12 protein-coding genes and 1 pseudogene are annotated in these 13,011 nt (G+C 55.9%); 6 read left to right on the top strand and 7 right to left on the bottom strand.

What is annotated here, in order from left to right; translation table 11 throughout:
- Positions 1-24: 24 nt before the first annotated feature.
- From TH3_RS07705 to TH3_RS07695, 3 genes are all read left to right on the top strand, one after another.
- A complete protein-coding gene (locus tag TH3_RS07705) occupies positions 25-1,683 on the top strand; it encodes an autotransporter outer membrane beta-barrel domain-containing protein (RefSeq protein WP_167710557.1) in 1,659 nt (552 codons plus the stop codon).
- A 186-nt stretch (positions 1,684-1,869) separates the two neighbouring features.
- Positions 1,870-2,082, top strand: coding sequence for a DUF3185 family protein (locus tag TH3_RS07700; RefSeq protein ID WP_007091969.1), 213 nt, complete (start codon positions 1,870-1,872; stop codon positions 2,080-2,082).
- Between the two features lie 149 nt (positions 2,083-2,231).
- A complete protein-coding gene (locus TH3_RS07695; RefSeq protein WP_007091970.1) occupies positions 2,232-3,065 on the top strand; it encodes a DODA-type extradiol aromatic ring-opening family dioxygenase in 834 nt (277 codons plus the stop codon).
- Positions 3,066-3,123: 58 nt separating this feature from the next.
- Here TH3_RS07695 and TH3_RS07690 read toward each other — a convergent pair whose 3' ends face one another.
- The 4 genes from TH3_RS07690 to TH3_RS07675 all read right to left on the bottom strand — a co-directional run bounded on the left by TH3_RS07690 (position 3,124) and on the right by TH3_RS07675 (position 6,674).
- On the bottom strand, positions 3,124-3,849 hold the full coding sequence (locus tag TH3_RS07690) for a copper resistance protein B (protein ID WP_007091971.1): 726 nt from the start codon (positions 3,847-3,849) through the stop codon (positions 3,124-3,126).
- 6 nt (positions 3,850-3,855) lie between these two features.
- Positions 3,856-5,562, bottom strand: coding sequence for a copper resistance system multicopper oxidase (locus tag TH3_RS07685; protein WP_007091972.1), 1,707 nt, complete (start codon positions 5,560-5,562; stop codon positions 3,856-3,858).
- Positions 5,563-5,651: 89 nt separating this feature from the next.
- Positions 5,652-6,218 carry a cupredoxin domain-containing protein gene (locus TH3_RS07680; protein WP_007091973.1) on the bottom strand — a complete coding sequence of 189 codons (567 nt, stop codon included), beginning with the start codon at positions 6,216-6,218 and terminating at the stop codon, positions 5,652-5,654.
- Between the two features lie 123 nt (positions 6,219-6,341).
- Positions 6,342-6,674 carry a hypothetical protein gene (locus TH3_RS07675; RefSeq protein WP_007091974.1) on the bottom strand — a complete coding sequence of 111 codons (333 nt, stop codon included), beginning with the start codon at positions 6,672-6,674 and terminating at the stop codon, positions 6,342-6,344.
- 177 nt (positions 6,675-6,851) lie between these two features.
- Between TH3_RS07675 and TH3_RS07670 the strand changes: the two genes are divergently transcribed.
- On the top strand, positions 6,852-7,274 hold the full coding sequence (locus tag TH3_RS07670) for a secondary thiamine-phosphate synthase enzyme YjbQ (RefSeq protein WP_007091975.1): 423 nt from the start codon (positions 6,852-6,854) through the stop codon (positions 7,272-7,274).
- Between the two features lie 15 nt (positions 7,275-7,289).
- On the opposite strand, the gene TH3_RS07665 is transcribed toward TH3_RS07670, so the two are convergent.
- The 3 genes from TH3_RS07665 to TH3_RS07655 form a co-directional block, all read right to left on the bottom strand.
- Entirely contained in the window at positions 7,290-7,922 is a 633-nt protein-coding gene (locus TH3_RS07665; RefSeq protein WP_007091976.1) for a TetR/AcrR family transcriptional regulator, read from the bottom strand.
- Positions 7,923-7,989: 67 nt separating this feature from the next.
- Positions 7,990-9,708: a phosphoethanolamine transferase gene (locus TH3_RS07660; RefSeq protein ID WP_202965960.1), complete on the bottom strand. Its 1,719-nt coding sequence runs from the start codon at positions 9,706-9,708 to the stop codon at positions 7,990-7,992.
- A 194-nt stretch (positions 9,709-9,902) separates the two neighbouring features.
- The gene (locus TH3_RS07655) at positions 9,903-10,808 is read right to left on the bottom strand and encodes a DMT family transporter (RefSeq protein ID WP_007091978.1); all 906 of its coding nucleotides are present in this window, start codon (positions 10,806-10,808) and stop codon (positions 9,903-9,905) included.
- A gap of 227 nt (positions 10,809-11,035) precedes the next feature.
- On the opposite strand from TH3_RS07655, the gene TH3_RS07650 reads away from it, so the two are divergent.
- Positions 11,036-11,500, top strand: a complete 465-nt coding sequence (locus TH3_RS07650) for a RidA family protein (RefSeq protein ID WP_007091979.1) — start codon at positions 11,036-11,038, stop codon at positions 11,498-11,500.
- Between the two features lie 99 nt (positions 11,501-11,599).
- A pseudogene (locus tag TH3_RS07645) lies at positions 11,600-12,968 on the top strand (IS1182 family transposase).
- Positions 12,969-13,011: the final 43 nt, after the last annotated feature.

Here is a 13,011-nt window from a genome sequence, read left to right as displayed (position 1 = left end):
CTTACAATTAGCACCAGCGCCATAGTGACTTCCAACGAAGTTTTTAGCGCGTGGGAGGTCGCCAAGGTCACCTTCACACATCAAAGCGGCAATTCGCCAAACAACTACACCTTCACCTATACCGACAACGATAACGCCGCCAATTCGCGGTCTGTCACGCCCGGCAGCACCATCATTGGCGACACCGTCACCCTCACCCTGCAAATCCCGGCCGATACGACAGACGGCAAGCTTTCCATAAAGGCCATTGGCGCGACGTACGACATGACCGCAACCTGCGTTGCCGGAACAGAACCGGTCGCGGAAGCAGAAGAGTTAAAATCCTCCGCCAGCACCACCTCCGCCGTTGTCAATGCCGTCTCGCGGTCCCAAACCACGGTCATTCAACAGAATATCGGCGCGCGGGTCTCATCTGTGATCAGTACAGCCAATAATATCAATACCGATAGCGTACCCGCCCGAACCGCCTCAATGGTCGAAACCGGCCCCCATCGCACCAGCCCGACCGACACAACGCCCGATGATGATCGCAACAGCATCACCGACCGCAATGATGCGCTGCGTCGCATGGCGATGATGGGCAGTTTTGACAGTTCCACCGGTCAGGGCATGCAGATGCTTGGCCTTGGCCCGACCGATCAGGGCACAACCGGCGGGGCAAGCGGCATTGACGGGCGTTCGGCCTTTGATACCGTCACCCCGTTTACGGTTTGGGGGCATGGCTCCTTTACCTCGGTCGATAACGACCATGTCAATGGCACCACCGACAGCCGCTATGACGGTGATGTCTGGGGCTATAATGTCGGGCTGGATTACCGTTTTGCCGATGCCCTGATTGCGGGCCTGTCACTTGGCTATAACGATACCGACCTGACCACTGCCTTTAACACTGGCAGCTATCAGGAAACCGGCTGGGTCGCATCGCCCTATGTCATTTACCGCCCGATGGAAAACCTGACCATCACGGGCGAAGCCGGATATGGCATGGGTGACATCGACGTCACCCGCGACAATGGTACCGTATCGGGCAATACGGAATCTGACATGTGGTATGCCGCCCTGACCACATCTTATGTGGTCCGCCCGATTGATACCCTGCCCGTGTCCCTCACCCCGTCGCTGGCCTTTATCGCCGCACGCAAGACGGTTGATGCCTATCGTGAAAGCGATGGCACAAACAATGATACAAGCCGATCCAACACCCGGCAGATCAGACCGGCGATCGAGGCCGCCTATGACTTCACACCGACCCAAAGCCTGACCATATCGCCCTTCCTTGAAACCGGCCTGATCCATGATTTCACCGATGAAATCAACAATGACAAAACCGCGTTCAATATCGGCGGCGGGGTTCGATTGTCTGACAGCCTCACGGGGTTGAATGCCGCCCTTGAAGGCAACTATCTTGCCGGGCGTGCGGATTACACCGAATACACCATCGGCGGCACAATCACCTATGGCTTTGACCTGATGGGCGATGATGGCCGATCCCTTGGGATCGTCACACCGTTCTTTGCCAGCAACCTCAACGAATATGGCAATCAGCGTATCCGCACCGGTTTGGGCTTTGATACCGGTCCGCTTACCAGCGAACTTGCACTCAGCCACATGATGTCGATTGCCAATGATGATGACGATACCGACACCAGCAGGCTCGAAATCCAGATATCGATGCCTTTCTGATCGCAGGCACGCAACCAGAAGCCCCCGGTCACAGGCCGGGGGTTTTGCGTTTCACCATACATCCAGCCAGATCAATTATTTACCCGCGGGAACAACTGCGCGAAAGCCGCGTTGTGATCTCAGTTACACAAGTCCCGCTTTCGGGACACGCGCAAACGCAACATAAAATAATAACAGGAGCCCCCAATGCCCATCAGTCGTATTGCCGGCATCGTCATCTGCGTCATCGGCATTGCCCTTTTGATCGTTGGTCTCAACGCATCCGATAGTGCCGCCGACCAGCTCTCCGAAACCTTCCTCGGCAGCTACACCGATGAAACGCTCTGGTATCTCATCGCCGGTGGTGCCGCCGCAATCGGTGGCTTCATCATGATGATGTTCGGTGCCAAGGCCCGCTGATCCTTCCCGATCCGGCTGTTGTCATTGTTTCCCCAAACCGCCCTTTCGCGGGTGATGGCAACACACTGTTGACGAACGGTGACTGGTCAGGTGGACCAAACAGGCACATATTCGCAATCAATGTTGTTTGAATGTCGAGGTGCCCCACCATGACCAGTCCCGTTGCCCCCTCTGTTTCTGCCGCCCCGCAGGGCAATCTTGCGCCGATCTTCATCTCGCACGGATCGCCGATGCTGGTTGCGCGCCAAACCACCCCGGCATTCGATTTCTTTGCCCGCGATCTTGGCAATCAGTTTGATGGCGCGCGCGCCCTCCTGATCATATCGGCCCATTGGCAGACCGCGACACCGACCATCTCGACCGCCGCCCGCCCGGAAACCATCCACGATTTTTACGGCTTCCCCAAACCGCTTTATGACCTGCATTATGATGTTGCGGGCGATCCCGCACTGGCATCCGAAATCGCCAGCCTGATCGGGGCCGCCACCGATGCCGCGCGCGGCCTTGATCACGGTGCATGGATGCCATTGATCATCGCCCGCCCCAGCGCCGATATCCCGGTATTTCAGCTCTCCATGCTGGCCCATGGCAGCCCGGCGGATCATTTTGAACTGGGTAAAAAGCTGCGCGGTTTGCGTGATCTGGGTGTTCTGGTGGTTGGCAGCGGGGCGATGACCCATAATCTGCGCGCCCTTGACCGCAACGAAGGCCCGATTGATCCGTGGGCGCAGGAATTCACCAACTGGATGCTGGGCAAACTGGCCGCCCGCGATATTGATACCCTGCTTGATTACCGCGCACAGGCCCCGCACGCCGCCATGGCCCATCCCGAAGACGATCACCTGATGCCGTTTTATGTGGCACTCGGTGCGGCGGACGAGGGTTTCATGCCCGAAACCCTGCATGACAGTTTTGAATTCGGCAACCTTGCCATGACCGCACTTCGCTTTGACGATCCCCAAAGCATCCAGCAAGCGGCCTGAACGAACATATTCAGACCAGAACAAGAAGGCCGGGAGACGTCACCTCCCGGCCTTTTGTCTAGAACATCAGGCGAATGCCCGTGACGATATAGGTTGCCTCATAATCCTCGCCGTCATGTTTGGCGAAATCGGCGGTATCCCCGAACTTCCGTTCATAGGCAACACCGACATAGGGCACGATGGCGCGATCAATCAGGTCATAGCTCAGTCGCAAGCCGAACTCGGCGCTGGAAATCCCCTTGCCGACTTCGATCTCGCGATCTTCCGAGAAGGCTGCATTGATCTCGAACGATGGTGTGAGGATCAACCGGTTGGTCAGAAGCCCTTCATATTCGACATCAAGCCTTGCTGAACCATCGCCCGTCTCGCTGACAAACAGATCGGCATCGACTTCAAACCATTGCGGGGCCAGTCCGACAATGCCGACCGTGCCATACCAGCGATCCGCCCCCTCGGGGGTATCAACACGCACGCCCCCCTTGGCATCGAAAAAGTCGCTGATCGGGGTTTGCAGGACAAACCGGTTTTCAAGTTTCTCGTAACTATCGGCATCAAGGTCACGTTCGCCCTCCCCCTGCCAGCGCAGTTTGAGTTCGTCCGTGCCCACAAAGGCATCCGCATCCCAGACAAGGCGCTTTTCGCTTTCATCACCGACACGATATTCAAACTGTTCGGCCTGAAAGCCGTAATAAATACTGGCATCCATCGCCATACCGGCACGCGCGAACGGGCCGAGTGCCAATGCGACACCCCCGCCGATCAGCATCAGATCAAGTTTTTTCATGATGGATCAATTCCCGCTCTCAAGCTGTGTGACTGCCGGGCCGCCTTCAACCACGACCTTGCGGAACATGCCGGTTGCCATGTGATAGCTCAGATGACAGTGGAATGCCCATTCGCCCGGTTCATCAACCTCGGTTTCGGAATAGACCGTGGTGCCCGGATTGATGCTGATCGTATGTTTGACCGGGTTCCATTTGCCCTGCCCCGTATCAAGGATCGACCACAGGCCATGCAGATGCATCGGATGGGTCATCATGGTTTCATTGACGAATTTGAACCGGACACGTTCCCCGTATTTCAGGCGGATCGGCTCGGCATCTTCGTATTTCACGCCATTGATCGACCAGCTATACCGTTCCATGTTTCCGGTCAGGCGAAGCTCGATCTCACGGGTGGCCGGACGTTCTGCATAAAGCGGTTTCTGCGCTTTCAGATCGCTATAGGACAGGAACCTGCCGCCATTGGCTGCCGCCGGAACAAGACCACTGCCCGCCGCATAGAACGGATCGGCCTTCTCGTCCATATCCATATTGGAATGATCCATTCCAGGCATATTCGAATGATCCATGCCCGGCATCGATCCTTGCGATCCGCTGTCGGTGGCAGCAGCACCATGATTCATGCCCGCCATATCGCCATGGCCCATATCCCCATGCGCCATGCCCATATCGGCCATGGTCAGCATCGGTGATTCCGTGCGCAATTCCGGCATCTCGGCCCGCATTCCGGCGCGCGGGGCCAGGGTGGCAAAGGCATGGCCCGACCGCCCCATGGATTCCGCCAAAATCGGATAGGCCTTGTCGTCCTTTGGCTGGACAATCACGTCATAGGTTTCGGCAACCGCAATGCGGAACTCGTCAACCTTGACCGGCTGCACATTATTGCCATCTGCCTGCACCACGGTCATTTCAAGCCCCGGCATCCGGACATCGAAATAGGTCATCGCCGACGCATTGATGAAACGAAGCCGCACCCGTTCTTCGGGCTTGAACAATCCGGTCCAGTTCTGATCGGGTGACATGCCATTGATCAGGCCGACAAAGCCCTGCACATCCTCGATGTCGGTCCGCATCATCCGCATGGAACCCCAGTCGCCGCGTTCTGACAACGTCGCACCCAGACCGTTCTTCGATACATCATCGATGAAGTCGCCAAGGGTCCGCTGTTTGCGGTTGTAATAGTCCGGCATCATTTTCAGATTGCGCAGAATGCGATCACCCGAATGGGGATGCTTGTCTTTCAGGACCACCACATATTCGCGGTCGAATTTGAACGGCTCGCGTTTTTCCGGCTCGATGATGATCGAGCCATATGCGCCGTCCGGCTCCTGAAAACCGGAATGGCTGTGGAACCAGTATGTGCCGCTCTGTTTGACCGGAATGCGATAGGTGAATGTTTCACCCGGTTCGATACCGGGGAAACTGATGCCCGGCACCCCATCCATCTGATAGGGCAGGATAAGACCATGCCAATGGATCGAGGTGGCCTCTTTCAGATTGTTGGTGACATTGATCACCGCCTCTTCGCCTTCCTTGAAACGAAGTGTCGGTCCGGGGGATGCCCCGTTATAGCCGATACCCTTTGTCTTGGTATCTCCGGTATCGATGGTGACATAATCGACCGTCAGGTCATAGGTCGCCGCCTGACTTCCCGTCGACAGGGCAACCATCGCCAGCGCCCCGGCAAGGACGCCTTTGACATAGTTGATTTTCATTTAATGGATTCCCAAAAACTTGCGGAAACGCCAGAGGCCTCAGGGACGGCAAGGTACCGCCCCGCCTCTCGCACCTCGAACCGACCGGCTTATGACTTCAGACGGACTTTGCCCATCATGCCGCTTTCATAGTGGCCCGGTACATTGCAGGCGAATTCAAGCTCCGCATCCGCTGGGAACGTCCAGATGATCTCGGCGGTCTGGCCGGGTTCAAGAAGGACGCTGTTGGGGTCGTCATGTTCCATGGTCATACCGTTCCCCATATCCATTTTCATCATGTCCATATGGATCTTGTCCACATCCAGCGCGCCATGCTCCATCATCATCATCATTTCTTTCTGGTGGCTGGCATGCATGGCGGCCGTGCCGATATTGAACTCGTGAACAAACTCACCCTTGTTTTCAATCTGGAAAAGGATGGTTTCACCGGCACGGACTTCGATGGTTTCCGCATCAAAGAAATTGTCTTCCATAACAACCTTGATGGTGCGGGTAACATCGGCGGCATTTCCCGGCGCACCGATTTCCGGGGCGACCGAACCATGTCCCTGACCATGTCCCGGGCTTGCAAAGGCAAGCGGTGCGCTCAGCAGGACACCTGCAATCGCGGTTGAAACGGCAATACGGGTAAGAAAATTCGATTTGACGTTGGGCATATCATGCTCCTGAAAATAGTCGTCAGAATGATTGCCGTTGCTGCACAAACATCTGCGCAAGCTGCACTGATCCCCGAAACGGACGACCAGATGACGGCATTTAAGACAAAGACGGGATTATTTTCAGGCGCGCGGCGGCTTGTAGCTGCCATCTGCCTCAATCGAAACGAACGAACGCTCCGTGATCCAGAATGCAGCTTGTGAAACCACAAGCGTGACCGATACCAGAGCGACCAGTTCCTCGACAAACGGCCCGCAGACCGTCATGCCGCAAATATCGGCATGGGATGAAAACGGATCGTGGGAAAACGGCTTGGACATGTCATCCATATCGCTGACCATGCCATGATGGCTGTTGCCGTCATGGCCGGAATGCGCCCGCACGTTCCCGCTGACCGACAGCAAAACTGTCAGGCTCATCAGGATCACAAGTGTGCAGGAAATGAAACGCAACATGGCTTCCGATTAAATGTAAACGCCCAAATCGTTATGCCCGGCAACGGGCAACGTCAAGTGGCAATATTGCGGCACGCCGCATATCCTTATATTTCAAAAGATTAGGTGCCCTTGTTATTGTTCACCCCGGCGATTACGATCATTTTCAGACATCAACCTCGCAAGACGGAATGCCCCATGCTGTCGCAAAACCAGACCACCCTTGAAATCAGCACCACCGGACAGGGCCTGCTTGAATTCACCGATCAGGTCCAGTCTTGGTTACAGCAAACCGGCATCAAAACCGGTCAGGTCACAATCTATTGCCGCCATACCTCGGCCAGTCTGACGATCCAGGAAAACGCCGATCCCGATGTGGTGCGCGACCTCGAAACCTTCTTTGCAAGGCTGGTCGAAGAAAACCCCAGCCTCTATCGCCACACCGCCGAAGGCCCGGACGATATGCCCGCCCACATCCGGGCTGCGCTGACCGATGTATCACTCACCATCCCGGTCACAAACGGTCGTGCGGTTCTGGGTACGTGGCAGGGGATTTACCTGTTCGAACATCGCCACGCCCCGCATCACCGCCAGATCACCCTGCATCTGATCGGGGAATAAGCCCGGCTTGCCGCCTTACGCCGCCATTTCCGGCCGACGCAGCCAGATGCCCTTGATCTGGGTATCAAGCAGGTCGCGCAATGTCGCGCACATGTCTTCGCAATCGTAATTCTCCACCCCGACATGTTCATGGATGGTGAACAAAAACAGCGCGATAACGGTTTTGTGGATTGCTGCGGGTTCAATTGCCGGGTTCAACTCCCCGTCAAGCTGCCCATCCTCGATCAGGCGCATCACCGCATCAATCAGGCCGCTACCGCGCATCAGCTCCTTGACCGCCCCCTTGCGCGGTGAAAACACCAATTGCTGCAAAATCACCTGCCAAAGTCCCGGCTGCAACGCGATCTGCGCAAAGCGATAGGATGCGATATGCATCAGCTTGTCGACAAAGCACCATTCGGGCTCCATCGTATGCAGCCCCTGCTTGATCGCATCAGCCAGATGGTCGCCCACACTGGAAATCAGCAATTCTTCCTTGGTCGGGAAATGACTGAAAATCGTGCCTTCGGCAACCCCGGCTTCCCTGGCGATTTCGCGCGTGGATGTCCCGTCATAACCCTGCGCGTCAAAGCATTTTCGCGCCGCGATCAGGATGTTTTCACGCGTCTGTTCGCGTTTGGTGGCACGGCTGTTCACACCGGTCTGCATAAGACATCCCCTGTTTAATTGAGCATACTCAATGAGCATACTCAATTAAACCTGATGCCTGCCGCTGTCAATTGCCAGTCATTTCGGGCTGCGTTTCAAGCTCCGCCTGATAGGTGGCGTTTTCGCAAGGAGCAAAGATATCCTGCCCCTTGCGATAGACCGATGTTTCAACCCCCATCACGCCCAGCACGGTTGAAAACACATTGTCATGCGAAAAACTGCCGGTTCTGGCCTGATCGCTAAGACAGACGCGATTGATCCCGTGATCGGCGACAAACCCGTCAGACGCCCAGACAAACATCGGCACCCGCGTCTGTTCGTCCGGGGCAAACATGTATGGTGCCCCATGAAGATACATGCCGCTTTCGCCAAGCGATTCCCCATGATCGGACACATACAGCAGCACGGTATTGTATCGGTCCTGATAGGACTGCAACCGTTCCACCAGCCTTGAAATCACAAAATCGGTATAGCGGATGGTATTGTCATAGGTATTGATCAGCTCCTGCTGCGTGCAGTTTTCAATATCGCTGCGCGGGCAGTCGGGGGTGAAAAAGCGATGTTCATCGGGATAACGTTTGTAATAGGTCGGCCCGTGGCTGCCCATCAGATGCAGGGTCACCAGCCGGTCGCCCGCCATCGCGGCAATCTGTTCGTCAAGCCCGTCAAGCATCACCTCGTCATGGCAGGTGCCGTTGGCGCAATATTTCGGGAAATCTTCGGGTTTGATGTCAACATTGGGGATGCGGTCACACGCCCCTTTGCAGCCTTCGTCATTTTCCTTCCAGAACACCGAAACACCGGCCTTCGCCACCACATCCATCAGGCTTTCGCTATGGCTGGCGACCTCGCCATTATAATTGGCATGATCCATGACCGAAAAAATGCACGGCACCGAAACCGCCGTTGCCGTCCCGCAGGACCGCACATCCTGAAACGCCAGCATCCCCGGAATTTTTTGGGTAAATTCCGATGTCGGGCGGGCATAGCCATTGGCCTGCACACTTTGCGCCCGTGCGGTTTCCCCGATCACCAGGAACATCAAGGTCGGCTTGCCGTTGCCCGCGACCTTCACCACCTGATGGGCGTCATTGCCGACCGTCTGGAATGGCATCGATGATGATACATAGCGCCGTTTGACATACTGAATACTGCCCGTCACGTAATTGACCGGCGAAACTTCCTTGCCCAGCACCTTGTGATTGCGCCCGACCGATGCGTAATCCTTGAAATAAAGCCCGGCAATCCCGCCAAAAAGCACCAGCGGCACCGCCATCATCGCCACCCGTTGCACAAACCCGCGCACAATACTGCGCGGATAGCGCACCGGCAGCAGGAACAGCAAAATCACCGGCACGATCCCGGTCCCGATAAACCAGATCGCCGATTGCACATTCAGATACGAAAACGCTTCGGCTGAATTGGTTTCGACCACATTTTCAATCATGCCGCGGTCAAACACGATGCCGTATTTGACCATCGCATAATTCGCAAGCGCGCCGGTCAAAATCAGCAGGGCAAAAAACGGCTTCAGAAGGTATCTGAACGAAAACGGCGTGAATAAAACGATAGACCCCAGCAGCAAAACAAACGGCGCACTGGCCGCAAAGCCAAGGTCATAGGCCTCAAGCTGCCCGAGGATTTGATAAAAATGCCCCAGAACCTTCCAGTTCAGGACAAGCGCGAAATAAACCGCCAGCCCGACAATGACAAAGCGATAATCAATCGGCGAAAAACGCAATCGCATCCGGTTAAAAAAGCGAACAGGAAGGCTGAAACGGGGCATCGGCACTCGCACAAAAGGGGGCAAATGCCCCACGTCTGCGCTGCAATATGTGTCCGCGTTTGGCAACCGGACCAACAATGCCGGGATCAACCCGATCACGTGGGGCAACCGGTCAAACCAACCGGCCCCCGATTGCTATCAATCGAAACTGACAGCAACCTGAACGGTGCTTTCCTGCCTTTGCAAAACGGGGTTCAGGCGGTTTTGGCGGCCCGCTTGCGCATTCTGCTTTGCCGAAGTCCAAGGTAACTGTGCGTCGCCAGTGTGACGATCACGATTGACCCGCAAATAAGCGTCGTGCGACTGGGCACCTCGTCAATCACCAGCCACACCAGAAGCGATCCGAAAATCGCCTCGTTCAGCATGATCAGCCCGGCCTCGGCCGCCGGGATTTTCTTGGCCCCGGCGGTAATGAACAGAAACGACAGCGGCAACACCACACAGCCCAGCAGGATCAGCCAAATCGGATCAAGCGGCTCAAGCGCCATCGGGCTGGCATTGGGTACCATCACCAATGTCGCCAGAAACGCGCCCACCATCATCGCACGCACCGCATCGATATGAATGCGCGTACCGACCACATTGAAATAACACGCCATGCAGATCGCCGTGCCAAGCGCCAGAATATCACCAAGCGTATTGGCCCCGCCAAACCCCGCCCCGACAATCGCCGCAAGCGACACAAACACCACGACGGACGCAATCCATGTCCGCACGGCCAGAACGCGCTTGAACACAAATACCGCAATCAGGGCGGATAATAACGGGGTCGCGGCAATGATCACCAATGTATTGGCCGCATCGGTATTACGGATCGACAGAATGAAACAGGCACTTGTGCCGCCATAAAACAGCCCCGCCAGCATTTCATCGCGGGTCGGCATCATCGCATGGCGCAATGACTGACGGCGACGCATCCCGCGCCAGAACGCGATAAGGGCAAGTGTGGACCCAAGGATCAGCAACCGCCAGAACGCGGTTGTCATGTCATCGGCCTTGACCAGCCTGACCAGAAGCGCATCGGGACTGATGATCAGAACCCCGATCAGCACAAGCCACGCACCGTGCAAATCGGCAATTTTAAACCGTCCTGATCCCATTTCGTCCGCGTCCCCTGATTGTTTTATGCCATCCGTTTACGGCTTGGCTTTCTTGTGCGACGGATTGGGGTATATGACAAATCCAAATTTCTCATCAATCGATCAGCATTGCTGATGCAAGCTTCCCACCACCGCACCATTTCACACAAAAGAAATGGTTTTGTTTGCGCGCCAAGGCCGATAAGTTGGAACCGTTTTCGCCACACCCAATCACGAGGATCAAATCCATGGCCGGAAAAATCGACGCCCGCCTTGCCGAACTCGGCATCACCCTGCCCCAGGCAAACGCCCCGGTTGCCAATTACGTGCCCTATGTCCGTTCCGGCAATCTTGTGCATGTCTCGGGTCAGATCACCATGGAAAACGGCGAACTGAAATTCATCGGCAAACTTGGCCGCGATTATCAGGTCGAAGACGGCCAGAAAGCCGCCCGCCTCTGCGCGCTCAACCTGATTGCACAGGTCCGTGCCGCGATTGGCGATCTTGATAATGTCAAACGCGTCGTCAAACTGAATGCGTTCGTTAATTCCGATCCCGCCTTCACCGATCAGCCCAAGGTCGTCAATGGCGCATCCGACACCATGGTCGAAATCTTTGGCGAGGCCGGCAAACACGCCCGTTCTGCGGTTGGCGTTGCGTCCCTGCCGCTCGGCGTTGCGGTCGAAATCGACGGCATCTTCGAAGTCGCGTAAATACGCCCTTCGCAAACATCCAAAAGCCGGGCACATGCCCGGCTTTCAGACTGCTGACAAAGTCCTCGCCATTGGCGGGGATTTTTGATTCAATGGGGAATGCTTAAGAAACCCAGCCCACATCAAACCGAACTTGAGATGGTGACACTCGACAGTTTGGTCCCCAGCGATCATTTGCTTCGTAAGATCGATGCCGTGATCGATTTCAGTTTTATCCATGCGCGCGTGGCCGATTTGTACTGCGCGAACAATGGCCGTCCCGCCCTTGATCCGGTGATGATGTTTAAGGCGCTGTTCATTGGCTATCTGTTTGGCGTGCGCTCGGAGCGCCAGCTTGTGCGCGAGATTGAGGTCAATGTCGCCTATCGCTGGTTTTTGCAACTCAAGCTGACCGACAAGGTCTTTGATGCCTCGACCCTGTCGCAGAACCGGCGGCGTCGATATCATGATGCCAGTGTTGCGCAGGATATTTTTGACGAGATCGTCGAGCAGGCGATCAGGCACGGGCTGGTGGATGGTAAGGTTCTCTATACCGACAGCACGCATTTGAAGGCCGATGCCAACAAGAACAAATGGGACCGCGAAGTGGTTGCCAAATCGCGCGCGGCCTATTGGGATGATCTGGATCTGGCGATTGAGGAAGACCGGGCGGCTCATGCGAAAAAGCCGCTCAAAGCCAAGGAACGCCAGCCGGTTGAGAAAGAAACCAAGATCAGCCGAACCGATCCCGACAGCGGATATATGGTACGCGACGGCAAGCCCAAGGGCTTTTTCTATCTCGATCACCGCACGGTCGATGGCAAGCTTGGGATCATTACCGACAGTTACGCCACCCCGGCCAATCTGCATGACAGCATTCCCTATCTCGACCGTCTTGACCCGACAAAGGGCAGCGTTTTGACCTTGATGTTATCGCCGTCGGACTGGATGCGGGCTATGCGACCGCCGCGATTGCAAAGGCCTTGAAGATCGTGACATCCTTGGCGTGACGGGCTATCGCCGCCCGAACCTTCGGGAAGGCTACATCCCCAAACGCAAATACGTTTATGACCCTGAGCGTGATGCTTATCGCTGCCCCGAAGGTCAGCTTCTGTCTTATGCGACAACCGACCGAAATGGATACCGCCATTATCACAGCGACCCGGAAAAATGCCGCACCTGTCCTGTGCTGGCTTCCTGTACCGCCAATGCCCACCACCGAAAAACTGTCACGCGCCATGTCTGGCAAGACGCCAGAGACCGGGCTGACGCCTATCGTCTGACAGAGTGGGGTAAGCGGGTTTACAAGCGCCGAAAAGAGACGGTCGAACGCTCTTTTGCAGATGCCAAACAGCTTCACGGTCATCGATATGCAAGGTTCCGGGGACTGATCAATGTCAAATGCCAATGTCTGCTGGCCGCCGCCGCCCAAAACATCAAGAAAATAGCCCTGGCTTTGGGCCCCAAGGGGCCAATCGCTGAGGGATAATCCCCTCGGCACACTCAAGCCAGCTTTCAAACACCTCTAAAAG

Source organism: Thalassospira xiamenensis M-5 = DSM 17429, from assembly GCF_000300235.2.
GTDB classification, from domain to species: domain Bacteria; phylum Pseudomonadota; class Alphaproteobacteria; order Rhodospirillales; family Thalassospiraceae; genus Thalassospira; species Thalassospira xiamenensis.
Note: the sequence above shows the minus strand (reverse complement) of the source record. Positions and strands in the feature narration are given on the sequence as shown.